The organism is Luteolibacter arcticus (assembly GCF_025950235.1).
Lineage (GTDB): Bacteria > Verrucomicrobiota > Verrucomicrobiia > Verrucomicrobiales > Akkermansiaceae > Haloferula > Haloferula arctica.
Window position 1 is genome coordinate 934702 of sequence record NZ_JAPDDT010000001.1, and the last position, 26230, is coordinate 960931.

Sequence of the window (26230 nt, forward strand, 5' to 3'; positions counted from 1 at the left end):
GGTTCAATCTCCAGCGGCGTTCCCCCCAGAACCCCGCCACCCATCCATGGCATCCGACGAATTCTCCGGCAACTACATGGAGAAGCACCGCACCGCGCTGGTCGCGGCGGACTTCTTTCCCGGCAGCATCCGCGAAACCCGGCACCCGAATGCCGGTGTTTTCGAGTTTTTGACCGACAACGGCGTGCTGCTCCGCCTCCAGCTTTTGGCTGAAGGCATCGTGCGTTTCCGTTTTTCCCCCGACGGGCGCTTTGATGACGACTTTTCCTACGCGGTCGATCCCGCCTTCACGCCGGCGCTGCCGGAGCACGAGATGATCGAGTTCGCCGATGGCTTCGCGCTGAAAACCGGCACGCTATCCATCCGCATCACCCGCCACGGGCTAAAGACCACCGTCACCGAGTCCGCCACCGGCAAGATCCTCTGCCAGGACGACAAGGGCTTCCACTGGGAGGACAACAAGGTCTTCGGCGGCGAGGTCGTGAAAATGGGCAAGATCTGCCAGCACGGCGAATATTTCTACGGCCTCGGCGACAAATCCTGCGATCTCAACCTCCGCGGCCGCCATTTCGAGCTGTGGGGCAGCGACACCTATGCCTACGGCCCGGATACCGACCCGCTCTACAAGAACGTCCCCTTCTACATCAGCCTCTGCCACGGCCGCAGCTACGGGATCTTCTTCGACAATACCTTCCGCACCGGCTTCGACTTCGGCAGCGAGAAGCCGAACGTGACCACCTTCCGCGCCGAGGGCGGGGAGATGAACTACTACTTCCTCCACGGGGACACACCTCTCGATGTGGTTCGCCGCTATACCCGCCTGACCGGCATGGCGGAAATGCCGCCGCTGTGGGCGCTGGGTTACCACCAATGCAAGTGGAGCTACTACCCGGAGACTCTGTTCCGCGGCATCGCCAAGGGCTTCCGCGACCGCAGGATCCCGTGCGATGCCCTCTATTTGGACATCGACTACATGGATGGCTACCGCTGCTTCACGTGGGACGCCGAGCGCTTCCCGGATCCCAAGCGGATGGTCGCCGAGTTGGAAAAGGACGGCTTCAAGACCGTCGCGATCATTGATCCCGGGCTCAAGATCGACCCGGGCTACCCGGTCTGGGTCGAGGGCGTCGAGAAAGGCTACTTCTGCCGTCGGCCTGACGGAAACCTGATGAAGGGCTCCGTTTGGCCCGGTCTCTGTCACTTCCCCGACTTCACCCGCCCCGAAGTTCGCGACTGGTGGGCGGATCAATTCCAAGGTCTGATTGGCGACGTCGGCATCCACGGCATCTGGAACGACATGAACGAGCCGGCCGTGTTCGAGGACGGCACCTTTCCGCACGACGTCCGGCACGATTACGACGGCCATCCCTGTTCGCACCGAAAGGCGCACAATATCTACGGCATGCAGATGATCCGCGCGACGCAGGACGGCCTGCGGCGGTTTGGCAATGGCAAGCGCCCCTTCTCCATCACCCGCTCGGCCTATGCCGGCACGCAGCGCTTCGCCTGTGGCTGGACCGGCGACAACGTGGCGTCGTGGGAGCACCTGAACATGGCAAATACCCAGTGCCAGCGGCTTGCCACATCCGGCATGTCCTTCATCGGCTCGGACATCGGCGGCTTCATCGAAACACCTTCGCCCGAGCTCTACCTGCGCTGGGTCCAGCTCGCGGTGTTCCATCCGTTTTTCCGCACACACTCGTCGGGTGATCATGGCGATCAGGAGCCATGGTCCTTCGGCGAGGACACCACCGATTGGGTGCGCCGCGCGATCGAGATGCGCTACCGCCTGCTGCCCGCCGTTTACACCGCCTTCTGGCAGTATGTGAAGGACGGCACGCCGATGCTGCGCTCATTGCCTTTGGTCGAGCATCAGAACCCTGACGCCTATTGGCGCAGCGCGGAGTTCTACTTCGGCGATCATCTCTACGTCGTGCCGATCCTGGCCGAGGGCGAGGAAGGTCGCTTCCTTTACCTGCCGAAAGCGGATTGGTTTTCCTACCACGACGACGCGCGACCGAAAGCGGTGGCCACCGACATCTGGATCGAATGCCCGATCGACCGCATCCCGGTCTTCGTGCGCGGCGGTGCGGTGATTCCGCATTGGCCGCTGCAACAGCACACCGGCGAGATTCCGAATCCCGAACCCGAACTGCGGACCTGGTGGAAGAGTGGCAGCGAGACCAGCCGCTGGTATGAAGACCAAGGCGACGGCGAAGCGTGGAAGCAAGGCGTCTATCGTGACTCAACTCTCCGCGTCGATGGGCACGAAGGACGCATCGAGCTGACCCGTGAATGGGAGGGCTCGTGGATTCCTGGCTATGAAGTCGTGCACCTCACCTTCTGCGGGATCGGCAGCGCCGAAGCCGAGCTCAAGGTGGCCATCGATGGCCGCGAGGTGATCGCGCTCCGCGGGGATGACGGACGCTATCGCGTCCCGGCGCCGCGGGATTTCCAGCGTGCGACTCTTGAATGGGCACCGGTCCGGGTGGGCAGGCACCACGAAAGCAGCGTGGAAGCCTGACCCACCCAAGATCGTAGGCTCAATCAGGGCTCGAGCTTCGAGTCAGGCGTCCCGTTGGACACCATGGCCCCGGCCTCGTTGCTGGCTTGGATCACGGTGCGTGCCACACCGGCGAGCGATTCCTCGCCGCGCGGTGACGTGACATACAGCGCGCTCAAGGAAGTCAGCAGGCAGCAGGCCGCCGAGGCCAGCGATGGGCGACTGGGCCGCGAGCGCCGGTGATTCGCGCCAGCCATGCGCTCGCTGAAGAGCACGCGGGCTTCCTGATAGAACGCCACTCTCGTTGGAAAGAACGGCATTGGCGTGCTGGATGCGTGGCATTCCGAGCATAGCAGCGTCTTGCGAATCGCGAACGGAGGCCGGGCAATCGCCGGGCCGGAGTTCGGGCTCGCAGGTGAAAACGAAGGGATATCCATCGCGGCAGACGCCAAGCGACTGATCTTCTCCGGATCTGTCATGGGGGTTAGGGGGTAGGGGGTTGTTGCACTTGGGGGTGTCTTTTGAGAAACTGGGGTGAATCTCCAAGACAGCCGCACTTTTAAGTATTCCAGACTTTCAGGCCATTACGCGATCGCGTAGGTGGAAGCAAAAAAGCCGGGAAGCCGCCTCGCCGGTTGCCGCAGTGGGCTTCCTGACGGCGAAACGCCAGCCAATCCTTTATCCGGGTTGGGCGCGGATTGAACATCCGGCCTCTGTGGACCACCCGCCACGGATCACCAGGCGGAGGGCGGCAATGACGGCTCGCTCCCTGGACCTCGGCAACCGGGGGGCGACAACGCTTGAGCAGGCTTCGAAAACCGTGATCAAGGAGGTCAAACTCAAGCCGGTCCCGAACGGTCTTGCCGTGGAAGTGACGGCTTCCGATCGCCGGGACGCCCGCACTATAGCCCGAGAGGTCGCGGAAGTTGCCATACAAATGAAGAATTTCTCCCCCTGCGGCGAAGAAATGACTCTATACGGCGTATCCCGCGACGATGCAAAAAGGAACAAGCGGGCCGGGACTCCGGAGAGCCATGTGGTGCGGCCTGGGGCTGTCACTGATCGGGTTCTCCTTCGCGGCTCCTCCCGCCTACAAGGATCCTGCACCGAAGCGTTACGACCTGACCGGCCGGGCCAGCGTCATCGACCGCCGGGCCAAGGAGCACCCCGAGATCGGCTTCATCTTTGAGAAGGACGGCAAGCCGCAGGATGTCGAGCACGCCTGCGTCGATACCCGTGTCGCCCCGCAGGGCAAGCTGGTCATCTGGCTGATGGGCCACAATCAGGGACTTTTCGAGCGGGTCTCCGGCTACGGCATGCACGCGATCCAAGTCCACTACGCCAATGGCTGGTTCTCCAAGCTCTATGGCGGCCCGCCGCCCGAGGACGACCTGTTCCTTTCCAAGATCCGCCTTGAAGCCGCCACCGGCGAGGATCACTCGAAGGCCATCGATATCCCGAAGCCCGACGGGATCATGGAGCGCTCGTTCCAACTCCTGAAATGGTTGGATAAGGAACATCCCCAGGGACATTGGGACCAATTCCTCGCTCCCGGCGGTCGCGGCCTCGCGTGGGACAAGGTCATCCTCGCCGGAATCTCCCACGGTTCCACGACCGCGGCCCGCATGGCCAAGCACGTCCGCGTCGATCGCGTCGTCATGTTCTCCGGCCCCCGCGACCAACTCGAAGCATGGCAAAGCCTGCCCTCCGTCACGCCCGGCGAGCGCTTCTTCGGCTTCACCCACGTGCTCGATGACGGTTGGAAGAACGACCACTACTGCCGATCCTGGCAGATGCTCCAACTCCACGACTACGGCCCGCAGGTCAATATCGATACCGCTACCCCACCTTACTCTAACAGCCGCCGCCTCATCACCGAGGCCGACGTGAAGAACGACCCCAACCGCGCCCACGGAGCCGTCGTGCCCGGCGGAACGTCGCCCAAGGACAAGTCAGGCAAACTTCTCTATGAGGACGTCTGGCGCTATCTCTTCACGCATCCCGTCAATGAGATCGGTGAACGCACGCCACCGGATCCCGAGTGCCGGATGCAGCAGCGCGGCACGTAAAGAGTGTCGAGTTCCGTGCTACTCCACCGCCGAGGCATCCGTCGCGCTCGGCATCAATCTCAGTTCCTCCGCCAGGATCGCCTTCGCCGCGCCGATCTTTCTCACGGAGGCGGGCGGATAGAGGCGGCCGGAGAACAGGTCCGAGTTGCTCTCGTAGATGTGGAAGGCCCCGCCTCCCATGAAGCTCCGGTAGCGCGGCACTCGCGTCGCATCCAGAAGGCGGTAGGCGACGCCACCTTCGTGCTTCGACCACGGCCCCAGTGCCATCGCCAAGGCCGCGCCCTGCCGCCCCGTCAGTCGCTTCTCATACTCCTCCCTCGTCAGAGCGCGGGCGTATTCCAAGCGGAACACGTACTTCTCCGGCGCGCCATGGGTGAGCAGTTCCTCCCTCGACACCGCGTCGCTGAACTCCGGCATCCCCTCATTCAACGGACGATGGAGAGACTCGCGGAACACCTCGAATTTCGACGTCAGCACGATCTCATGCTGCTTCACCTCCACCACCCAATCGTCCTTCAACAGCGGCTCTAACGCCTTCGCATCCTTCGCCGCCAACGTCACCAGCTCGGCATCGGCATCCACCGCAGGCACCGTCTTCCCATCCCCCGCCTTCTTCGCTAGCTGAAGTGCCTCATGCTGCTGGCGAGTCGCCGCATTCGCCTGAACCAAGGCGGCGCCCATTGCATCCATCGCTCGCTCCACTGCGCGCTTCGCCTCCTCGACCGCGTGCTTTGCTTCCTCCGCCGACGGTGCCGGTACCGCCTTCTTCGGTGTCTCAGCATGTGCCGGCATCAAAAGCACCAGCAAACACGCCGCGACCGTCATCGCGGAAAGGTAGGCTTTCATCGCACTCATTCAGTCAAAGGATTGAGCACACCCCGCATTGAAAGCAAGCCCGCCCCAAGTAGTCCGGTTCTCCGACCACTCGGGCGACGTCTATTGGTTCGTACGACCTCATCACGATGACCCCGCGCCCGCTTGCACCCGCCGCCCAGCATACGTATCACCCGTAAAACATGTTCCGCCCGCTTTCCATTTCCATCGCCCTGCTCGCCGCCGTCTACGCCGTCGAGACCACCTTCATCAATCCCATCGCGGAAGGAGCCGACCCCTGGGTGGTGAAGCACGGCAAGCAGTACGTGTGGTGCGCCTCGGAAGGCAACCGCGGGATCGCGCTGTGGGTCTCCGACCGGCTGACCTCGCTGGGGAAGAAGCACGTCATTTGGACGGCACCGGAAAGCGGGCCCTATGCGAAAGAAGTATGGGCGCCGGAAATCCACCTCCTTGATGGCCGTTGGCATGTCTATTTCGCCGCCTCCGACGGGAACAATGCGAACCATCTAGCCTACGTGCTACGCTCGCGTGACGCGGATCCGCTGAGCCCGTACACTTTGCACGGCCCCTTCACCACCGGCGATGGCACCGACGGCAAGTCGCCGAATATCTGGGCGATCGACATGACCGTGCTGGAGGTCGGCGGCAAGCGCTACGCCATCTGGTCCGGCTGGGATGCTCCGGGCACGGACAAACAGTTCCTCTACATCGCCCCGATGAAATCGCCCACCGAACTGGCCGGCCCGCGGGTGCTGTTGGCGAAGAACGACGAGCACCTCTGGGAGCGGACCGAAGAGAAGCCCGAGTCACGAGGCTTGGCCGAGGGGCCCCAAGTGCTCCAAAACGGCGGCCGAACCTTCGTGACCTACTCCACCGCCGCCTCGTGGCTCCCGACCTACAAGCTGGGAATGCTGGAACTCACCGGCAAGGACCCGCTCGATCCCAAGTCGTGGACCAAACGCCCCGAGCCCGTATTCCGAGGCACCGAGCAGACCTACGGCACCGGCCACAGTTGCTTCGTGAAAAGCCTGGATGACCGCGAGTGGTGGCACGTTTACCACGCCAAGCGCGACCGTGGGACCGGCTGGCGGCGCGCCATCTTCGTGCAGCCCTTCACCTTCGGCACCGACGGTCTGCCGGACTTCGGCACCCCGGTCGCACCCGGCACCGTCCTGCCCTTCCCCTCCGGCGAAGCCCTGCCCACCCCGAAGCTTCCGCTGGCGGTGGATTTCACCACGGGCCACCCCGACGGATTCTCCTATTACGGCCACCTGCAATTCTTCGGTTTTGAGAAGGACGGCCTGCACCTCGGCACCGTCCCGGCCCACCCGGTCAATGACTACCGCAGCGGCGAAAAGCTGGTGCTCGATGGCGGCAATTTCACGGACTTCGAAGCCTCGACCACCGTGCGCTTCGTGAATGGCGACCGCGATGCGGGGCTGTTGTTCCGAGTGACCGCTCCGTCGGTGGGCTTCGATGCCCAGCACGGCTACTTCGCCGGTCTATTGCCACGGGACAAAGCCGTGGTGCTGGGGAAAATGGACAGCAAGGGCTGGACGGAGATCCGTCGTGCGCCGGTGGACCTGCCAGCCGGAGCCACGCACCAACTCGGCGTCACGGCCCGCGGTCCGGAAATCAAGGTGACCCTTGGAGAAAAGGAAGTGCTGACGGCCCGCGACGATTCTCATGCTGCCGGATCGGTAGGCGTCCGCGTGGTCGATACCCATGCAAGCTTCGGCGGCCTGAAGGTGCGCCCGCTGGAGGGCCAGTAAATGCCCGGAGCCATGTAGGCGGGTTCGTCAGAATGTTTCGCGCTGTCCTGTCCTATCCCTCTTGCCCTCGGCGAGGAGGGGCGAAGGCTACGCAGACACGCGGAAGACTGTCGACGCAGGCGGAAAAGCATCGATTCCTACCGTTTTCTGCAAAATAGATTGAAAATCGCGCAATAGAGCAAGCAATGGCTTGCCTCTGCGCAGCTTTGGGACAGGTAGATAGGAGACCCAAGGTCAAGTGGACCCAACCGCTTGCCCGGAAAAACCCATGAATCCCTGCGTCTCCATGCTGCATATTCAACTTCCCCTGCACTTCGTGCTCCGGGGGAAAGGTCGTGGCTTCAGCCTTTCGGCAAAGCCTCCTGAATCGCCTTGATGCATACCCGAGCGGGCGCGTTTTCCCGCTCCCCGGCCCCAGCGGCCACCACCAGAAACCATCCAGAGCCCCGCCCTCGCCCTCTTTCACGAATCGAATCTTATTCGTAAAGCCCAGTTCCCAACCCAAGCCAACCCCTGCCATGTCACATCCCTTTCTTTTCCGCGCCATACCCCAAGTTGCCATTGGCGCGGCCTTTGTCTCGCTGGCCGCAACCGCCGAGGCGATCAGCTACTACAAGGCTAACCTTACCTCCCCCCCCAATTTGAACTCATCAGGCGCGTGGACCGACCTCGCCGGAGGAGCCGTAACGACCGCCCCTGCCAACAACAGCGGCTCGGACCCCGACATCTGGCACTGGGACAACAGGGTCACTGCAGTCACTGCAGCCAGCATCGTCAGCATGGGGGGCGATGTGCGGTTGAATACCATCAAGATCCTGGACCCCGGTGGCGCGGTCACCATCGACGGCGTCACGCGGACGATGTCCATCAGCAACAATGGCGGCATCGACATGAGCGCCGCCACGCAGGATCTCACCATCGGCAACCTCCCCACCGGCACGAACTCCGGATTCCGGATTCTCGGGAGCAATTTCAACATCGCCATCAATGTGGCAGCTGGCCGCACCTTCACCTTGAATTCGAAGCTCGCGGTGAATGGCGGCTCGGGCGGCGTCACGGTGACCTTCGCCGGCGCAGGAACCTCGATCTTCAACGACCAGTTTCAGGCGAGCAACCTCGTCCTCAGCGCGGGTGAGGTCCGACTCAACAGCCTCACCGGTTCCACCCGGAACGGCACCAACACCACCACCGTGAATGGCGGTCGTCTGGTGATCAACAACACCACCTCCGGCTCGGCTACCGGCAGCGGTGCGGTGAACGTCAACAATACGGGCACGCTGACCGGTCAAGGCAGCATGGCCGGCGTGGTCACCGTCGCATCCGGTGGGACGCTGATTCCGAGGGACGGCGCGATTGGCAGTCTCACGACCGGCGGGCTCTCGCTGGCCGCGGGCTCTACGATCAAGTGGGAAGGGATCGACACCACCCAAGCCGACCTGATCACAGTGAACAACACCGACGGCCTGGTCATCAACGGCGGCACGGTGGAACTCTACAATTCCGGCACCACCACTCCATTCACAGGCACCGGGGTCTACAAGCTGTTCGCGTTTAACAGCGCCGGCACGATCGGTGGCTCAGGCGTCTCCAGTCTGGCCGTGGCAGAGAGCACGAAAATCGCCGGCCAGACCTACACCTTCGGCGTCGCCGCAGGCTTCGTCACGCTGACCATCGAGGTTGGCAGCCGGCCGCAGTCGTTCTGGAACCAGGACATCAGCGGCACCTGGGCCACGCCGGCAAACTGGACCAGCAACGGCGTGCCGAACGCCATCTCCGCCATCGCCAATCTCGGCGGCGCGGAAGGCACCCCGATCACGCAGCCACGGACCGTCACGCTGGGCGCTCCCGCCACCGTCGGCGTGCTGAACAGTCCTTCACCCTGGCGGGTGCCAGCACCCTGAACTTCGACGACGGTTCGGTCGGGGCAAAGCTACAGGTGATCAATGGCAGCCACACCATTTCCGCCCCGCTGACCCTACCGGAGAACGGACTGCTCGCCAGCGTGGAGAATGCTGCCAGCACACTTACACTCGGTGGACAAATCGACGGTATCGGGGCCTTCGCCAAGTCCGGTCCCGGTACCCTGGTCGTCACCGGCGACGCCTTTTACGTTGGTGCCACGAGCGTGGGAGGAGGAACCCTGCAAGTCGGCAACGGCTCGACCAGCGGTGCGATCTTCACCCCGATCTCCAATAGCGGCGCGCTGAGCTTCAATCGCTCCGACGAGGTCATCCTCAACTACGGCATCAGCGGCACCGGCAGCGTAACCTTCGCCGGCACCGGCAAGACCATCCTCAACGTACCCAACACCTTCAGCGGCCCGACGACGATCACCGCCGGCACCGTCGAGATCGCGGATGGCACAGCGCTCCAGAACAGCACGCTCACCTACTCCACCACCGGTGGCGTGGTGACATTCCCGGACTTCCTCACCTCCGTCACGCTCGGCGGCCTGACCGGTGACCGGTCCTTCCCGGTCACCAATGCCATCGGCGACCCGGTGTCCCTGACGGTCGGCCAGAACAACTCGACCACCAGCTACGCCCCATCCACCACCGGGACGGGCGGTGCCTTCACCAAGCTCGGCAGTGGTACCTTCACGTTGACCGGAACCCACGCCTTTAGCGGCGCGGCCACCATCAGCGCCGGGCTTCTCAGTCTCGATACGGGCGCGAGTTTCACCGCCGCCTCCGTGAGCACCACGGCCGCCACCGGCAAACTCCGTGTGAATGGCGGAACCATCCATACCACCGGGGGCGGGAACTTCGAGAACGCCTCCGCCGGCTTCGAACTCGTCTCGGGCACCGCCACGATCGACGGTGCCGTCACCCATCAACCCAACATCAGCAGTGGCAACGTCTTCATCAATGTCGGCGGAGGCACGCTCAACGCGGGAAGCGTGAGCTTGAGCCGGTGCAACTTCACCCTCGGCACCGCCGAGCCTGCCAACGGCTCGACGACGAACGGCCTCTACATCCACAATGGCGGGATCGTCAACGTGGCGGGCAACGTGCTGCTGGGAAACAACGCGAACTCCTCCGTCAGTTGCCGCATCGAATCCGGCGGCAGCCTGACGGTCAATGGTAGCACGACGGTGGGAACCGACAGCCCCGACCGGTGGTCGATTCTTGATGTCGCCGCCGGATCTTTCACCTCCACCGATGCAGTGGGCGGAGTCTTTCTGGGGGTTCCGACGGCCACTAACAACTCAAGGGGCCAGGCCGTGATGCACGTCCGCGGCACCGGCGTGGCCAAAGCGGAACGCTTCCAGTTCGGCCAAGCCGCCTTGGGAGGCATCTCCACCCTCCGGCTGTCCGGCGGAGCACTCTACGTCGGCAGCGGCGGCATGAACATCGGCTCCACCGGCCCGATCGTCGCCCAGTTGAAATTGGAAGGCGGCACCTTGGGCGCACTGGGCAGCTCAACCTCGAACGTTCCAGTGAGCCTCAACGGCCCTGCCGTCGTCACCGGCGCGAGCGATGCCAATGCTCCACATGTGATGACCTTCACGGGCCCCACCACCGGCACCGGCTCCCTCACCAAGAACGGCGCGGGCACCGTGATCTTCAGCTCGCCGTCCAACAGCTTCTCCGGCCCCACACTCGTCAGTGCAGGCACGCTCGGTCTCGGCGGCCAGACGAGTGGACTGATCACCGCGGATGCCGGCACCACGCTGGCCCCGCAGGGAGTGCTCTCCGCGACCGCAGGTGCGGTCATCAATGGCACCCTCGCCCTCACCTACGACAGTGAAGCCAACCCCCGCGTTCCGCGGATCATCAGCTCGGCTGGCACGATTGCCCTCGGTGCCAACTCGACGCTGGTGTTCAGCGGCTCAGGCACCGTGGCCGGAGGCGTCCACGTGCTACTGAAGGCTTCGGGCGGTGTCACCGGCACCTTTGCCAACGTCACCGGCCTGCCCGGTGGCTTTGACCTCAACTATGCCTACGACGACGATGCCAACGTTGCCACGCCGCCGGTAGTCGCCATCATCAATCCCTCGGCAGTCACTCCGTTCCAATCCTGGATCGAGACCTTCGTCTTGAACGGGGACATCCCGGCCAATCAGACGGACCCCGAAGATGACCCGGATGCCGATGGCGTGGACAACATCACCGAATTCGCCTTCGACGGCGATCCCGGCGACGGCTCCAACAATGGCCGGATCTTCGGCCTGTCGGAAGATGGCGGCGACGGGGACACCCAGAAGCAACTGCTGCTCACAGCCGCCGTGCGGGCTGGCACTCCCTTCACCGCCGGTGCCCCGGCTACCGGCAGCAGTCTGGATGGCCTCGACTACAGCATCGGGGGCAGCACCGATCTCGCTACCTTTACCGCCGCCGTGAGCGTGGAAACGACAGCCGTGCTGCCGCCAAACGCACCGACGCTCAATAGCGGATGGGAATGGAAAACCTTCAGCCTTGATGGCTCAAATGGCCTGACCGGAAAAGGCTTCCTGCGGGCCAGCGCCACCGCCACTGCGGCACCCTGAACCCGCCATTCTCTGGAAACCCAAGCCCGCGACGGACTCGGTCTGTCGCGGGTCTTTCTATTCTTCAGACTACTCTGCCGGTGTCTCCACGACGGCGGTCCGCTGCTTGTCGTGGCGGATGTCGCGGGCCGAGTCGAGATAGACGGCGTCCTCGCCGATGTTCACCGCGAGGTCGCCGATGCGTTCCAGCGAGCGCGCCACGAAGATGAGATGCAGGAAGTCCTCGGTTCCCGCCCCGCCTTCTTCAAGACGCGCGCTGAAGGTGGCGATCAAGCGCTTGTGAAGCTTGTCGAGTTCCTTGTCGCGGGCCTTCAGCGATTCACCGAGTTGCGCATTGCGGTCGGAGTAGGCGGACAGGGCGTCGCGCAGGAGTTCCCCGGCCATCGCATACAGAGGCTCGATGAACGGCACCTCGGCGCATGCCGGGCGGGCGATCATCTTGCGGGCGCGCTTGGCGATGTTCACCGCGTGATCGGAGATGCGCTCCAGATTGGACGCCACCTTCATGGAAGTAATCACCAGCCGCAGGTCGCTGGCGACCGGATGAAAGCGGACCAGCGTCTCCATGCCAATGCGGTCGATCGTCATCTCCGCCTCGTCCACTTCGTCGTCATCGGCCACCACGGCCTTGCACTTTTCCAGATCGCGCTCAAGCAGGCCCTGCATGGCACGTTCCAGATTGAGGCGGGCCTGGCCGGCCATGGAAATGACCTCATTGCGGAGCGCGCCGAAGGCTTGATCGAATTCGCGGAGAATGTGTGGGGTATCCGAGTGCATGGAGGGAAAATTCAGCCGAAGCGGCCGCTGATGTAGTCCAAAGTACGCTTTTGAGCGGGGTTTTCGAAGATCTTTCGCGTGATGTCGTATTCGACCATCTCCCCGAGATAAAAGAACGCCGTGCGGTCCGATACCCGCGTCGCCTGCTGCATGTTGTGCGTGACGATGACGATGGTGTAGTGCTCCCGCAGGCTCAGAATCAGGTCTTCCACGTGCGCGGTGGCAATCGGATCGAGCGCCGAGCAGGGTTCGTCCATCAGGATGATCTCGGGATCGACCGCCATGGTGCGGGCAATGCAGAGCCGCTGCTGCTGGCCGCCGGAGAGCCCGGTGGCGATGTCGTTGAGTCGATCCTTCACCTCGTCCCACAGGGCAGCGCGGCGCAGTGACTTTTCGACGACTTCATCAAGCGTCGACTTCTTCTTCTCGCCGAGCGTGCGCGGGCCGTAGGCGACGTTGTCGTAGATGCTGCGGGGAAAGGGATTGTACTTCTGGAAGACCATCCCGACATGACGGCGGAGCTGAACCGGGTCGATGCTCTTGTCGGCGATGTTCGCGCCCTCGATGATGATCGAGCCCTTGGTCACGCGCGCGCCGGGGACGAGGTCATTCATCCGGTTGAAGCAGCGCAAGAGGGTGGTCTTCCCGCAGCCGGAGGGCCCGATGAAGGCGACCACCTGGTTGTTCGGCACGTCGAGGGTGACGCTTTTCAGGACCTGCTTGTCACCGTAGGAGAAATCGACCCCTTGGACTTGGATCGCAGGCACATCTGCCGCGGTTCGAGGGGCGGGATCGGGCGTCACAGGGTGCTCAGACGTCATCGGCGGGGCAGTCGGCCGTCTCCGCGGCGGGGCATCGGTTACCAGTGGCATGGTGGATTGTAAAGGTCTCGCCGTGAGCCGTGGCACGGCGACCCCGGCACTCTGTCAGGGAAAATCCTTCGTGCGGCTTGCCACGTGTGACGTTTTCGACACAAATCCCGCCCGAAACACCTGCCCATGATCTCGATCCAGCGCATGTTCGGCAAAGAGGACCGCTTTTTCACCCTGCTCATTGCCAGTGCCGAGGAGGCCCGGCAAAGCATCGTCGGCCTCACCCACATTCTGCGGCACGAGAAGGCCCCCTCGCTCGACAGGTTCGCGGAAGTCCGGAAAAAGGACAAGGCCATCACCCAGGAAATCAGCGACCTGCTGGTGAAAAGCTTCGTCACCGCTCTGGAGCGGGAGGACATCGAGGCGCTCTCGACCGCCCTCTACAAGATCCCGAAGACGGTCGAGAAATTCGTCGAGCGCTACCTGATCTCGCAGGACAAGGTGTCCATCACCGACTTCAACCGCCACGCCGTGATGCTCGATGAAGCCACCGGACTGGTGGTCGAGATGATCCAAGCCCTGCGCAAGGGCATGGATATCGTAAAGATGAAGGAGCTCAACGACCGCATGCAAACCATCGAGGGCGACGCGGACAAGCTGATGCTCGATTGCTTGAAGGATCTCTAAAGCGGCAAATACGACACCTTGTTCGTCGTCATCGTCTCGAACCTCTACGATCTGTTGGAGAAGGTCTTCGACCGCTGCCGCGACGTCGGCAACGTGGCGAAACAGATCGCCTACAAGAACTCCTAAGCGCCCGACATGACGCTCATCCTTGTCGTCATCCTCGTCGCGCTGGCCTTCGAGTTCATCAACGGCTTCCACGACACGGCGAACTCGATCGCCACGGTCGTCTCGACGAAAGTGCTCACCCCGCGGCAGGCGATCATGCTCGCCGCGATCACCAACCTCTTCGGCGCCTTGGTCGGCCATGCGGTGGCGAAGACGGTGTCGTCTGGACTGGTGGATTCCCAGTTCGTCACCTCGCAGACCATCATTTGCGCGCTCTTCGGCGGCATCGTGTGGAACCTGCTCACCTGGTGGCTCGGCCTCCCCTCCTCCTCCACCCACGCCATGGTCGGCGGCCTGTGCGGCGCGACGCTGGCCAACGCGCAGAACAACTGGGAGGCCATCATTTGGTCCCAGGAAAAGATGAAGGACGGCAAGGTCGTGATGGAAGGCGTCCTTCACAAGGTGATCTGGCCGATGCTCGGTTCGCCAGTTATCGGCCTGGTCGGCGGCTTCCTGGTGATGACGCTGCTCTACGCCCTGCTCCGGAACGCCCGCCCGATGTGGGTGAACCGCTTCTTCGGCCGCGCGCAGATTTTCAGCGCCAGCTACATGGGCTTCGCCCACGGCCTCGCGGACGCGCAGAAGACCATGGGCATCATCACCCTCGCGCTGGTCACCGCGACCACCGCCGGTTCATTCCATGATCTCCCGAAGACGTTCCATTTCCTGAAGATGGAAAAGACGCCGGAAGCCGAGCAACTGCTGCTGACGGTGATCGACGGCAAGCACACCCTCGACACCGCCGCCCGGCTGGAAACGGAGGGCTTCAAGATGCGCTCCGGCGAGTTCCGCGAGGCCTTCCTTTCGCTCGCTGCCGAAGTCCACGATGACCTCGGCGACCCGGCAGGAGCCGCCCGCGCCCGCGCCGACGTGCAGAAGGATTACGAGGCCAGCCTGGCCCGCGAGAAAGCCCGCTTCCTGCCCAAGGTCCCGATTCTCGGCCCGATGGTCGCAGTCAAATACACCGAGTGGCCAAATGCCCTGGACGCCGAAGGCGCGAAGGCGGAGAAGGACGGCAAGCCGCCGCTCAAGGCCATGGCCAGCAAGGTCCGGGAACTCGCGTCCGACGTACCGGCCTGGATCAAGGTGGTCTGCGCCCTGGTCATGGCAGCCGGCACCTCCGCCGGCGGCTGGCGCATCATCAAGACCATGGGCCACAAGATGGTGAAGCTGCAGCCGGTCCACGGCTTCGCCGCCGAGACCACCGCCGCGACTCTGCTGGCGATCACCGGGAAATACGGCATGACGGTGTCCACCACCCACGCCATCACCACGGCCATCATGGGCGTCGGCGCGACCAAGCGCTTCAGCGCGATCGACATGAAGATCGTGAAAAAGATCCTCGGCGCCTGGGTGCTCACCCTTCCCGCATCCGCCGGCGTCGCCTACGTCAGCATGTGGCTCTGGCTGAAGATCGCCGGGTAATTTCCCGGCGCAATTTCAGCCTTCGACTTTCCGGAAAGCCGCGGCTAAGAACCGCCGCCCATGCCTCCGCAAGCCTCCGCCCGTTCGCCCTTTGCCGGCTGCCTGATCCTTATCCTGGCCTTGCTGATGCTGGTCTGCTTGATCGGTTTCACCGCGTGGATGCCCTTCCGCCAAGCGACCGAGATCGAGAAATTCACCAAAGCCGCCCCTACCCCGCTGGCCGTCGACCCCATCGAGGGCAACGAGACCAAGGTGAACGCCCTCGTCGAGCGACTGGAAATCTTCCGCACCGAGCTGAACGACGCCGCCAAGCCCGCCCGGATCGAGCTCACGGCCGATGACCTGAACCTCGCGATCGCTGCCTTCCCGCAGGTCGAACAGCTCCGCAAGAGCTTCCGCATCCGCGAAATCACTGCCGATGCGCTGGTGATCGACATCTGCTACCAGCTCAATGGCCGCCCCCGCCTCACCAAGGACGGGGAAGAGGGCTTCATGACCTCCGACCCGCGCTACCTGATCGGCACCATCAAGGGCCAGCCACACCTCGCCCGGCGCGAACTCGCCCTGAAGGTGAACGCGCTGGACGTCCCCGGCTCCGCCGTCCCGGACGGCTTCATGGAGCATTTTTCCACGCTGCGCCTGTTTGAGCGCTACGTGAAAGACCCCGTGCTCGGGCCCGCGATGGGTCAAATGACCCGCGCCGAGATCAAGGACGGCAAGATGGTCCTCGCCCGCGTTCCCGGCGAAAATCCGCCGGAAACCGTCAGCAATGCGACCTTCCAGCAAGGTAGCAATCGTTTCCTTACCGTGCTTGGCATCGTCGCCTGCATCTTCCTGGCCTTTGCTGCGACCATGGTGATCGTCGGGATTCGCCGCCAGAAGCGCCGGGAAAAAGAGGGCTTGGAGAATTGAAGCGGGGCATTCTTCCTGCTTCACTTTCCCCTTAGACAAGCCCGCGGGTCCGCGGCGCTTGAAAGCCGTGCCTATGGGAACCCCGTAGCGCATTTCCGCATCCCACGCCCGTTTCATGAGAACCACGACCCGTTCCGCCCTCGTCCTGCTTGGCTTGGCCACCGCCGCCATCGCCCAGGAGCCCGCCGCCAAGGCCACGGCCGCCACCGCGCCGATCGCCATCGCCGAAGTCCCGGCCGCCAAGCCGGAACTCCCGGTCGAAAAGCCTGCCGACAAGCCGGTTTCCGCCGAGAAGCCAGCCGAGGAAAAGAAGGCCGACCCGGTCAAGGAGGAGCAGGAGAAGCTCACCGCCGAGAACAACCTCGCCTCCGCCAAGCTCACCGCCGAGACCAACGCGATGCGCGCCGAGATCACCCGGCTCAAGATGGAGAAGGACCTCCTCGCCGAGCGCCTCAGCCTCGCCGCCATGAAGCGCCAAGTGGCCATGGAAGAATCAATGTCCAAGATCGAGGCTGAGAAGGCCCAGATCACCCGCGACAACGAACTCGCCAAGGCCAAGGCCGAGTACCTCACCAACGAGCTCAAGGCCGTCCAAAGCCAGTCCGGCATCGAGATCAGCAAGCTCCAGAACCAGATTGCCGGGATGGAGATGGAGACCAAGCGCAAGTCCTACGCGGACGCCAAGCCGGTCTACCTTGAGAATCCCCTCCGCGACGATGGCACGCTGGTCATTTCCGACCGCCGGATCGCCCTAAACGGCATGATCAGCATGGCCACTGCGGACCACATCACCGACCGCATCGACTTCTTCAACAACGCCGACAAGAAGCTGCCGATCTTCATCGTCATCGACCAGTCGCCCGGCGGTTCGGTCATGGCCGGCTACCGCATCCTCAAGGCGATGGAGTCGAGCGACGCCCCGGTCCACGTGGTCGTGAAGTCCTTCGCCGCCTCGATGGCCGCCGGCATCACCACCCTGGCCAAGGAAAGCTACGCTTACCCGAATGCCATCATCCTGCACCACCAGATCAGCTCCACCCTCTTCGGCCAGCTCAACCTGACCGAGCAGGCGGAAGTCGTGAAGGAAAGCCAGCGCTGGTGGACCCGCCTCGCCTCCCCCGTCGCCGCCAAGATGGGCGTCAGCACGGATGAATTCATCAAGCAGATGTATGCCCACTCCAGCGCCGGCGATTGGAGCGAATTCGGCGAAGACGCGCAAAAGCTGAAGTGGGTGAACCACATCGTCAGCGGCATCGAGGAAAGCTCCTTCACCAAGAGCCCGGACCTCAAGTCCGCCATGCCTCCGTCGCCCGCCCAGCCTGCCGCCGAGATGAAGGAAGAGATCGACCCCAACGGCAAGCCCTTCTCCTATCTCCCGCGCCTGACTCCCAAGGACGTCTACTTCCTCTACAATCCGGACAACTACTACCGGATGCGCTGAGGCCACGCCTTTCTCAGCGTAGGCGCGGTGGTAACACCGCGGAAGCCACGGGAAAAGCGATCGTCATAGAAACGCTCACCACCCTTGCTCCTCGCGTTCTAACAAACGCGCCTACATTCCAAATCACGAAGGGAGACCACACGGTCTCCCTTCCTTGTGTACACAGGGAGCGCAAACGATTCCCTTTTCCTCAGCCCCAAAGGGGCGCGATCTTTCAGCCCCGCCCAACGGGCGGGGTCCCTGCAGGCAGAGCATTGCGGCCTGTAGGGCCGCGAGACGTGGGAGGCTCCCATCACACCATCGCGGAGGGTCACTGAGGCGAGCCCGTGCCACGGAATGAGATCAGCATGCTTCGATCCTCTCACAATCTAACAGGCTTTCAGCCCTCCGGATTCCTTCGCAACACCAGTCCCCGGGCGATGCCTGGGGCTTAGGAATCACGCCCCGGCGGGGCGAAAGACTCCCGATACCGTCTCGCAGCTTCCTTCACTTCCCCTTCACCAACTCCCCGTGAAGCGCCTCTAACAACGACTTCTCTCCCTTCACGTCGTTGTTGAGCGACCAGATCATCACGCCGCCGAGGCCTTCATCGACCACGTGCTTCGCCTTCGCCCGGATTGTCGGCTGGCCATTGTGCCAGATCGTTTCGCCCACCTGATCCTGCTGATCCGCCTCTGGATGCCTCGCCAGAATGTCCGCATACCCGAAACCGCCGTTGCGGAAATCCTTCCCGAAGCCGTAGCCGTAGAAGGGCACGCCAAGGATCGCCTTCTCCTTCGGCAAACCACGAGCGAGCCAGTAATTTGCCGCTCCCTTGGCAAACTCCAGCGACGAATGCTGCCCCGGCGCTTCCGGGTTCCATGACCCCTTAGCGTCGTAGGCCATAATGTTGAGGAAATCAAAGTGGCCCAACGCCGCGTCCGGCACTCGGTCACCGCCATAGCCCTTCGACAGCGCGGCAGTGAGCAGCTTGCCCTTGGGCTTCAGCACGGCGGCGAGATCCGCGATGAAGTCGCCATAGTCCTCGTTGATCGAGGGGCCTTCGATATCTACGTCCAGCCCGTCGAAACCGTGCTTCTCCACATACGCCGCCAGCTTGGTGACGAAGCCGGCCCGCTGGTCATCGGCCAGAAGCTTGAAGTAGCGGGCCTTCAGCACCTCGTCGCCCGATGCCGAGCCGCCGCCGATCGACACCAGCACCTTGACCTTCGCCGCCTTGGCCTTTTCTAACAGCGCCCGGTTGCGCCGGTTGAAGGAAAGCTCGCCACTGTCGTCGGTCGGATTCTCGAAGGCGATGTTGAGATGGGTGACCTTCGTGTAGTCGATGGTCTTGGAAAACTCCTCCAGATTGATCCAGTTCGGCACGTAGGCCACGACCTTGGGACGGGCGTGGGCGGAGCCGATGGAAAATGCGAGCAGCGCGGCGAGGAGGGTTTTCATGGCCATGCGGGAACGCCGCAGTCCGGAGCAATGTTTCACGCCGGGCTCTGGACGGCAGCCGTTTCAGCCTCTTTAGTCATGTCATGTCCGAGATGGTCGCCGCCGCCCCTTCCCCGCTCGACCTCGCCGGTATGGTCGGGCAGCTTCACCGGCTGCTCAATGAGCGCCCCGATTGTCCGTCGCCCGATGAAATCCGCCGGGCCTGCGACATCCTGTTTTCCTCAAGCCTGCTGAAGGAAGAAGGCCGGCCGGTGCGCGCCCGCGTCATCATCGCCCCGCCGGATGCCTTTCCCCTGTCGGACGGGCCTCCCGACGGCGTCCACGCGATCCGCTTCACCACGCCCCATGCGTTCTCGCCGAATGAGATCAAGCGCCTCAGCCCGGCGGCCAGCTTCTTCCACTCCGCCGTGGCGGTATGGCCGGACCGCGACCGCGGCCTTTGCATCTGGGGCATCCTCAATACGGGGCCGCGCTGGATGAACCTCGTCGCCGGTGGCCGCAAGCCGGCCGGTCACTCCATCCTGCATCCGATCATCCATGTCCGTGACCCCGGCTGGCTGCTGTTTTACCACGACTACCAGCTCATCGGCGAATGGCGCGGCCGCGAATTCCACGGGCCGCGGCTCGATGTCTTCCAATCCCGCCTGCTCAGCGAACGCTTTGCCGACCTCCGGCTCCACCTCGTCCAGGAACTCGGCGACCGCTGTCTGCCGCCGACCTTGAAGGAGGCCGACTACGCCGAGCTCTGCCACCTCGTCTCGCTGCAGTTCGTCAAGCGCGTGATCAACCTCGTCCGCACCAGCGGCCACGGCGGCACCGTCGTCTTCCTCCCCACCACCGGCGTGGATGGCGATCCCTTCCGCTGGATCGACTGCAAGTACACCTCCGAATCGGACGAAGCCGGACGCCGCTTCCCGCACCTCATGAAGAAGATCATCCGCCGCGTCGGCCAGCTCTGCCCCGAAGGCTCGACGATCGATGATGCCTGGCAAGTCTTCCGAACCAGTAAGGATGCCGAACTCGACCGGCTGGAGGAGGCCTTCTTCGAGCTCGCCCGCTTCTTCTCCGACCTCATGCTGGTGGACGGGGCCATGGTGCTGGACCAAGGCGTCCGAGTCCTCGGCTTCGGCGGCGAAATCCAAGTCCCGCACAATGTCTTCCGCGTCTTCCAAGCCCACGACCTCGATGGCTCCGCGCTTGGCGACTGGAATGTCCAGTCAGACGGAACCCGCCACCGCGCAGTCTATCGACTCTGCTCCGTGGAACCCGGCGTCATCGGCTTCGTCATCTCCCAGGACAGCCAGGTGCGAATGATCGCGAACGTGGAAGACTCGGTGATGTTCTGGATGCACTCGATGGTGTGAGGCGGCGTGAAAAGCCTCGCCACTTGGCGTCAGTATCGGTCGTCCGGTTCCGGAAGAATGCCCCCGATCTCCAGCAGCTTCTCGCCGGTCTTCTTGTAAATCAGGAAGTCCCTCATCGTGACGGGTTCTTTTCCCAAGTCCCCTGACACTCGATCTACGACGTCTTTATCCATACCCACCAAGGCCTCCGGAGTCCACACATCGATCATTCGATAGCCATCCTTGTCGTGAACTTCAAAGACCCACTTCGATCCATCCAGTCCACTGGAAGCAATCGCTTCCTCGACTAGATTAAGTGGCGTCCAGAAGCCCTTCTGCTCCGGAAGTGCCTTCACTGCCTTTCGACCCTCTCCGTCGAGCTTCCATGTCCTGTCGCTTACAATCTTCACCGGCTGGTATTGCTGATCCATTTCCAACCTAACCGCACGCGCCGTGACCGTGTCTCCCGTTTCGGTGATCCGGACCACCAACGGATCATGGAAACTGCGAAGGTAGGTGAACCGAAATACCCTCTCCACCCCCTTCTCCTGCGGGGATAGAACGGAAGGCTCCTTCATCGCCGACAAATACTTGGTGTAGTACGACGCCCGTCCTTCGGGGAAATAGGCCTTGCCGGCTGGATCGGCGATCACCTTGAAGGCATCGTCCTCCTGAACGACAACCTTGTCAGATCCGTCGGCAACAAAAGGATCGTCCTCACCAAGAGCGCCACAGGCGAACATCGAGAACAAGATCAAGGCTGCACGTTTCATGATAGGAAGATTACACTATGCATTGAATGCCTACGGAGTCCACCCCGGCAACTTGGCCGCCTGCTTCACCCACGTCTCCATCTTCGCCTCATCGAACTCACCTTCGTGAATATCGATCCAGCGTGCTTCCCCACTCTTCGGCGTGCTGCCGGGTGGCATCGGCTTCAGCGATTTGCCGGCGAAGAACGTCACCTTCACGTATTTCGTCAGGCAGTGGACGTTGAGGAACCAGCCCTTGCCTTCGACGCCGTAGAAAGGCGAGTTCCACTTCACGGCCTTCTTCACGCTGGGCACCGTGTCCGCGACAATCGTATCGAGGCGTTTGCCGATCTCGCTCTTCCATCCCGGCATCGCGGCGATGTAAGCCTGCACCGGAGCATCGCCATCTGCCTTCGCGATCTGCGGATTGCCGCCTGACAAAAGAACGATGCCGTCCTCATTCTTCTTCAGCTTGCCCGGCTTCTCCTTCCGGTCGGCCGGTGGATCCATCAATCCTTTGCCCGCCAGAATCTGCGGCACACACTTTTCGATTCGCGACTCCCGCGTCTTCGATTGCTTGGCCGCCGCGAAATGAAGCAGATACCCCCGTTGGCGTCCCGGCGTCAGAGCCTCGAAAGCCTTCTTCAAGGCAGCGTTGCCCTTCAACTGCTTCTCGAACTCCTCTGGCATCGAGAACTCGGAAGTCTTCTTGTATTCCACTACCATGCCCGCCTTCTCCACCTTGATGGCTTCCTTGATGTAGGCTTTCAAGACAGGCTCCAGCTTGGTGATCTCCTTGAGATTCGTGAACCGGATCTGGCGTGCTGCCTGCACGTTCTCCGTCTGTTGGACGAGCAGTCCCTTGGCATCCTTCAGGAAGGCCCCTTTGAAAAAGAGAAGCGCGCAGTACTCCTTGAATCCGTGGATCAGCACGATGTTCGCACCTTCCATCGAATAGCACGGCTGGCCCCACTTCAACTCTTCGGTCAGCGGACAACTGAGAGCGATCTTCCGCAGCTTCTCAAACTCCTCCTGCCACTTCTGGGCCTTGCCCAAAACGGCATCCACCTTGGGGTTCATTCCACTCGTTGCCATGACATCACGTTTTGAAAGACGTCACACTCCAGCGGAGAATCGCGGGCTTGGCGACTCAATCCTCATTCCCTCCAGCCGGAGACGAACAACTGGTTTTCACTTCACAGTTCCCCTGCAAAAACCGAGATGATTCCCACCACCGTCAGGGCAAGCATTCCCCAATTTGCGTAGAACGGAATCCTAAGCCACCGGTCTCGTCGGAAAGGCCGCAGTCGGATCACGTAGATGATCGAAGCCAAAAACGCGATTACGATGGCAATTTCAAAGAAGCCGTGGGTGCTCATAAATGCCTTTGGCGAAGACGAGGCAGTGATGTGACCGGCAACCAAGGCGCTGATCCCGATGACAGGCGGCCAACAATAACCGATCCATTGACCCACCTGTTCTTCACTTGATTTCCCCATACCGCGGGTCGTGCATATCCGTTCGACATTCTGCGCGTTGGAATCATAGACCACAATGGGATTCGTCCGTCTGACACCGCGAAAGTCAGATGGTAGGAATCGCTTTTGATGAGACACCTACCATCTCAAAAAACTCACTTCACCTTCTGCTGGAGCGCTTCCAACATGGCGCGGATCTCCTCGAGTTGCTTCTTCACGTCTTCGTTTGGCGGACCCGCCGGATCGTCGTGGGGAGCCGGGGCAACAGTGGCATCTTCGGAAATGCTACCGGCGATCTTGATCTCGCCGCCATCACCCCCGGGAATCTCAAAGCGACGGACGAAGGTGAGCAGCGGGGCACCCCCGGAACGCTCCAGCAGGACATCCGCGTTCACCTTGCCCATCGCCGGGCCGCTGCTTTCCCGTTTGCCGATGACGACGTTTGCTTCCTTCGTCTCGCCCTTGCGGACGTAGCTGATCTTCACGCTGTCGCCTTCCTTCTTGTTTGCGACCAGCACCGAGAGCTGGCGTGGGTCGATGAGGATCTGGTCGTCGAGCTTGGCGAGCACGTCATTCGCTTGGAGGCCGGCCTTTTCCGCCGGGCTATCCTTCGCGACAACTTCCACCATCAGGCCGGTGTCCGCCGGCAACGTCAGGTGGGCGGAAAGTTCATGAGGTACAGGCGTGGCATTGACGCCGAGGAAGCCGACCGGGCCGGAGCGCACGACATCGTGGAATGACGCCCGCGCTTGCCCATAGGTCCAGCGCAGCGGCTCGCCGAGTTCCCCGTGCTCAAAGGTCGGAACGGTCCAATTCGGCTCCAGTTCCGCGAGTGCCGCACTACTGGAACGGGACATGGTGATCCGCGGCACCACCTCCACACGGGAACCTGGAACTCCGGGGACGGACGGCGCTGGGCGGACGGGAACGGGAGCAGGCTCTTGGGCGAAGGCGAGGCCACTCAGAGCGGCAAGCAGGCAGGTCGTTTTCATGATGATGATGGTATCGGTAGTTCGGTATTTGGCTCTTTCAGTAGATCAGTAGAGGTCGAGGGAAACTGGCAGCACCTCTTCACGGAGGCGGCCTTCCTTGACCGGTTCGCCACCGCCGGGCGAGGCGTAGAGAATTTCATCCACCCAGCGGGTACGGATCAGCCGGACGGGACGCTGGTCCTCACCCATGACGACCCCGAGGTCGGCGACTTCCATCAGGTGCTGCACACTGCCGACGGGCTGAAGATCCGGCTTCTCCGCAACGGGCTCCGGTATTGAAGGTGGGTCCGGCCACAGCCAGGCGAGCGTCAGCCCGGCCGCCGCGGCCAGCGGCAGCCACAGGTGCAGGACGGGCCTCGCTTTCCGGACGGGCGGACACGCGGCTTGCAGCCGGGCCATGAGATCGGCCGACGGCGGAGCCGGGGCCAAGCGGCCGAGCAGCGCTTCGAGGTCTTCGTCGGAGTTCATGTGAGTGCAGTGGTCAGGGTTTCGCGGAGAGCCTCGAGGGCCAGCCGGTAGCGCGAGGCGGCAGTGCCCGGCGGGATCTCGAGGGTGGTGGCGACCTCGGCGAAAGTGAGGCCGCCCCAGAATTTCAAGGTGAGCACGTCGCGCTGCTCAGGCGGCAGGCGATGGAGTTCGCTGGCGAGGACTTCCGCGGTGTCGCGGTCGCCAGTGGGCACGGTGAAGAGATCCCCGCTCTCCAGCTCGCGGACCGCACGGCGATCATTCGAGCGACCGAGGTCGATGGAGCGACGGCGGATAGTCGCGAAGACAAGCGCGGCATCCGGCCGGCCACCGGCGCGCTGCCAGGACTCGACCAGCGACTCCTGAAGGACGTCCTCCGCATCGTGCTCGCAGCGGGTCTGCTGGCGGGCGAAAAGAAGGAAACGGGCCGCATTCTCAGCCAGCCAATCGTTCCAGTCCTGTGCGGGGGATGCCATGCGTTTCACCCGGACAGCGGCGCGGCGCGGCGGATTTATCACGCGGTGGCGAAGAAAGATCGATCGGACGCGTATCCGGCAACGATGCGTCGTTGCCTATTTGCCCCTGCTTTCACGATCGCCCTCGCGGGAATGGCGTGGTCCCAGCCCCCGCTGATGAAGGATTTCATCGGGCTCAACGGCCACACGGTGCAATTCAAGCCGGAGCTGTATCAGCCAACGGCGCGGCTCGTGCGCGACTACCATCCCGTCGAATGGGATCTAGGGAAGGACACCGCAACGCTGCCGGAGTTTCCCTTCGCGAAGAACCGCGTCAATTGGGACGGCGTCTATGGCTCATGGCAAAAGCACGGCTGGACGACGAATGCCTGCCTGATGTTCGAGTCGGTGCCGCGAGAGCAATGGAAGGACATCGAGAAGGACGCCGAGGCCTACGGGCGCACCTTCGCGAAGGAGTTCGGGCCATCCGGTGCCCGCAAGCTGGTGGAGTCCATCGAGGTCGGCAACGAACCGGGCAAGTGGAGCGATGCCGACTACACTCGCATGCTGAAGGCGATGGCCACCGGCCTGCGCGCGGGCGATCCGAAGCTCAAGATCGGCACCTGCAATCTAACAACAGGCAAGAGCGGCGACTACGAGAAGAGCGTCGCCTGTCTCACCGGCCTAACAGACTTGATCGATGTCCTCACGATCCACAGCTATGCCCAGCTCGAGAACTGGCCGACATGGCGGCGTAGCTTTCCCGAAGACCCCTCCCTACCCCGCTACTTGAAGGACGTGGACGACCTGTGCCGCTGGCGCGATCAGCACGCCAAGGGCAAGCCGGTGTGGATCACCGAGTTCGGCTACGACAGCACCACACAGCCGCAAGAAAAGACCGGCGACTTCGCCAAGTGGGTCGGCGTTACCGATGAGCAACAGGCACAGTGGCTCGTGCGCTCATTCCTCGTCTTCTCCTCAATGCCAGTGGAGCGCGCTTACCTCTATTTCTTCAACGATGACGACAAGGCGAGCCTGCACGCCAGCGCCGGGCTCACGCGACATTTCCAGCCGAAGGCATCGTTTCATGCGGTGAGCCACTTGCAGCGGACACTCGGAGACTATCGCTTCACGCGAAGCGTGAAGAGCGAACCAGAAATCCGGGTGCAGGAATACCGGCATGCCTCCGGGAACAAGATCGTGTGGGCAGTCTGGACGCCGACGCACGAGGGCAAGGACGTGGAGATCACCTTGGACGGAGTGCCGGGAAAATTGACCGGTGCGCCGCAGATGCCGCTCACGGAGAAGGCCAAGGAGATCGCCCTGCCAAAACAACCCACCCCGAACTCGGTGAAGATGACGGCGAGCGGAAGTCCGACCTACCTGATTTTTGACGGCGCATCCTGACCGGTTGCCCTT

Annotated in this window: 22 protein-coding genes and 1 pseudogene; 11 read left to right on the plus strand and 12 right to left on the minus strand. The window is 62.7% G+C overall.

All coding sequences use genetic code 11. From position 1 onward, the window contains the following. Positions 1 to 46: 46 nt before the first annotated feature. A complete protein-coding gene (locus tag OKA05_RS03880; protein ID WP_264485787.1) occupies positions 47 to 2524 on the plus strand; it encodes a glycoside hydrolase family 31 protein in 2478 nt (825 codons plus the stop codon). A 23-nt stretch (positions 2525 to 2547) separates the two neighbouring features. Here the strand turns inward: OKA05_RS03880 and OKA05_RS03885 are convergent, their stop codons facing one another. Further along, a complete protein-coding gene (locus OKA05_RS03885; RefSeq protein ID WP_264485788.1) occupies positions 2548 to 2982 on the minus strand; it encodes a hypothetical protein in 435 nt (144 codons plus the stop codon). A gap of 555 nt (positions 2983 to 3537) precedes the next feature. Between OKA05_RS03885 and OKA05_RS03890 the strand changes: the two genes are divergently transcribed. Further along, positions 3538 to 4572 (plus strand): BPSS1187 family protein, encoded by a 1035-nt coding sequence (locus OKA05_RS03890; protein WP_264485789.1) that lies wholly within the window; start codon positions 3538 to 3540, stop codon positions 4570 to 4572. An 18-nt stretch (positions 4573 to 4590) separates the two neighbouring features. Here the strand turns inward: OKA05_RS03890 and OKA05_RS03895 are convergent, their stop codons facing one another. Next, positions 4591 to 5418 (minus strand): hypothetical protein, encoded by an 828-nt coding sequence (locus tag OKA05_RS03895; RefSeq protein ID WP_264485790.1) that lies wholly within the window; start codon positions 5416 to 5418, stop codon positions 4591 to 4593. A 170-nt stretch (positions 5419 to 5588) separates the two neighbouring features. Here OKA05_RS03895 and OKA05_RS03900 point away from each other — a divergent pair, with 170 nt between their 5' ends. The 3 genes from OKA05_RS03900 to OKA05_RS03910 all read left to right on the plus strand — a co-directional run bounded on the left by OKA05_RS03900 (position 5589) and on the right by OKA05_RS03910 (position 11667). Continuing rightward, positions 5589 to 7178 carry a glycoside hydrolase family 43 protein gene (locus OKA05_RS03900; RefSeq protein ID WP_264485791.1) on the plus strand — a complete coding sequence of 530 codons (1590 nt, stop codon included), beginning with the start codon at positions 5589 to 5591 and terminating at the stop codon, positions 7176 to 7178. 518 nt (positions 7179 to 7696) lie between these two features. Continuing rightward, the gene (locus OKA05_RS03905; protein WP_264485792.1) at positions 7697 to 9079 is read left to right on the plus strand and encodes a hypothetical protein; all 1383 of its coding nucleotides are present in this window, start codon (positions 7697 to 7699) and stop codon (positions 9077 to 9079) included. 35 nt (positions 9080 to 9114) lie between these two features. After that, positions 9115 to 11667: a beta strand repeat-containing protein gene (locus tag OKA05_RS03910; protein ID WP_264485793.1), complete on the plus strand. Its 2553-nt coding sequence runs from the start codon at positions 9115 to 9117 to the stop codon at positions 11665 to 11667. A gap of 69 nt (positions 11668 to 11736) precedes the next feature. Here OKA05_RS03910 and phoU read toward each other — a convergent pair whose 3' ends face one another. Both phoU and pstB read right to left on the minus strand, forming a co-directional pair. Continuing rightward, the gene (phoU, locus tag OKA05_RS03915) at positions 11737 to 12444 is read right to left on the minus strand and encodes a phosphate signaling complex protein PhoU (protein WP_264485794.1); all 708 of its coding nucleotides are present in this window, start codon (positions 12442 to 12444) and stop codon (positions 11737 to 11739) included. A gap of 11 nt (positions 12445 to 12455) precedes the next feature. After that, positions 12456 to 13265, minus strand: coding sequence for a phosphate ABC transporter ATP-binding protein PstB (gene pstB, locus OKA05_RS03920; RefSeq protein ID WP_264485795.1), 810 nt, complete (start codon positions 13263 to 13265; stop codon positions 12456 to 12458). 177 nt (positions 13266 to 13442) lie between these two features. Between pstB and OKA05_RS03925 the strand changes: the two genes are divergently transcribed. From OKA05_RS03925 to OKA05_RS03940, 4 genes are all read left to right on the plus strand, one after another. Next, on the plus strand, positions 13443 to 13943 hold the full coding sequence (locus OKA05_RS03925) for a DUF47 domain-containing protein (RefSeq protein WP_264485796.1): 501 nt from the start codon (positions 13443 to 13445) through the stop codon (positions 13941 to 13943). A 135-nt stretch (positions 13944 to 14078) separates the two neighbouring features. Then, positions 14079 to 15533 (plus strand): inorganic phosphate transporter, encoded by a 1455-nt coding sequence (locus OKA05_RS03930; RefSeq protein ID WP_264485797.1) that lies wholly within the window; start codon positions 14079 to 14081, stop codon positions 15531 to 15533. Between the two features lie 60 nt (positions 15534 to 15593). Further along, positions 15594 to 16445: a hypothetical protein gene (locus tag OKA05_RS03935; RefSeq protein ID WP_264485798.1), complete on the plus strand. Its 852-nt coding sequence runs from the start codon at positions 15594 to 15596 to the stop codon at positions 16443 to 16445. Positions 16446 to 16560: 115 nt separating this feature from the next. After that, on the plus strand, positions 16561 to 17886 hold the full coding sequence (locus tag OKA05_RS03940; RefSeq protein ID WP_264485799.1) for an ATP-dependent Clp protease proteolytic subunit: 1326 nt from the start codon (positions 16561 to 16563) through the stop codon (positions 17884 to 17886). A 486-nt stretch (positions 17887 to 18372) separates the two neighbouring features. Here OKA05_RS03940 and OKA05_RS03945 read toward each other — a convergent pair whose 3' ends face one another. Beyond that, entirely contained in the window at positions 18373 to 19326 is a 954-nt protein-coding gene (locus tag OKA05_RS03945) for a glycosyl hydrolase family 18 protein (RefSeq protein WP_264485800.1), read from the minus strand. 83 nt (positions 19327 to 19409) lie between these two features. Here OKA05_RS03945 and OKA05_RS03950 point away from each other — a divergent pair, with 83 nt between their 5' ends. Then, entirely contained in the window at positions 19410 to 20690 is a 1281-nt protein-coding gene (locus tag OKA05_RS03950; RefSeq protein WP_264485801.1) for a putative sensor domain DACNV-containing protein, read from the plus strand. Between the two features lie 29 nt (positions 20691 to 20719). Here the strand turns inward: OKA05_RS03950 and OKA05_RS03955 are convergent, their stop codons facing one another. The 7 genes and pseudogenes from OKA05_RS03955 to OKA05_RS03980 form a co-directional block, all read right to left on the minus strand. Continuing rightward, positions 20720 to 21442, minus strand: a complete 723-nt coding sequence (locus OKA05_RS03955; protein WP_264485802.1) for a hypothetical protein — start codon at positions 21440 to 21442, stop codon at positions 20720 to 20722. Positions 21443 to 21472: 30 nt separating this feature from the next. Beyond that, positions 21473 to 21931: a DUF1801 domain-containing protein gene (locus OKA05_RS29315; RefSeq protein ID WP_343226946.1), complete on the minus strand. Its 459-nt coding sequence runs from the start codon at positions 21929 to 21931 to the stop codon at positions 21473 to 21475. Continuing rightward, positions 21926 to 22516: pseudogene (locus tag OKA05_RS29320) on the minus strand (YdeI/OmpD-associated family protein); the annotation flags it as partial. The pseudogene OKA05_RS29320 and the gene OKA05_RS29315, both read right to left, overlap by 6 nt. Positions 22517 to 22617: 101 nt before the next feature. After that, positions 22618 to 22974 carry a hypothetical protein gene (locus OKA05_RS03965; protein ID WP_264485804.1) on the minus strand — a complete coding sequence of 119 codons (357 nt, stop codon included), beginning with the start codon at positions 22972 to 22974 and terminating at the stop codon, positions 22618 to 22620. 80 nt (positions 22975 to 23054) lie between these two features. Beyond that, entirely contained in the window at positions 23055 to 23891 is an 837-nt protein-coding gene (locus OKA05_RS03970; protein ID WP_264485805.1) for a S1C family serine protease, read from the minus strand. A gap of 45 nt (positions 23892 to 23936) precedes the next feature. Next, positions 23937 to 24359 (minus strand): hypothetical protein, encoded by a 423-nt coding sequence (locus OKA05_RS03975; RefSeq protein WP_264485806.1) that lies wholly within the window; start codon positions 24357 to 24359, stop codon positions 23937 to 23939. Next, a complete protein-coding gene (locus OKA05_RS03980) occupies positions 24356 to 24832 on the minus strand; it encodes an RNA polymerase sigma factor (protein ID WP_264485807.1) in 477 nt (158 codons plus the stop codon). Before OKA05_RS03980 ends, OKA05_RS03975 begins: the two co-directional genes overlap by 4 nt. Positions 24833 to 24988: 156 nt before the next feature. On the opposite strand from OKA05_RS03980, the gene OKA05_RS03985 reads away from it, so the two are divergent. Further along, a complete protein-coding gene (locus OKA05_RS03985) occupies positions 24989 to 26218 on the plus strand; it encodes a glycoside hydrolase 5 family protein (RefSeq protein ID WP_264485808.1) in 1230 nt (409 codons plus the stop codon). Positions 26219 to 26230 lie beyond the last annotated feature (12 nt).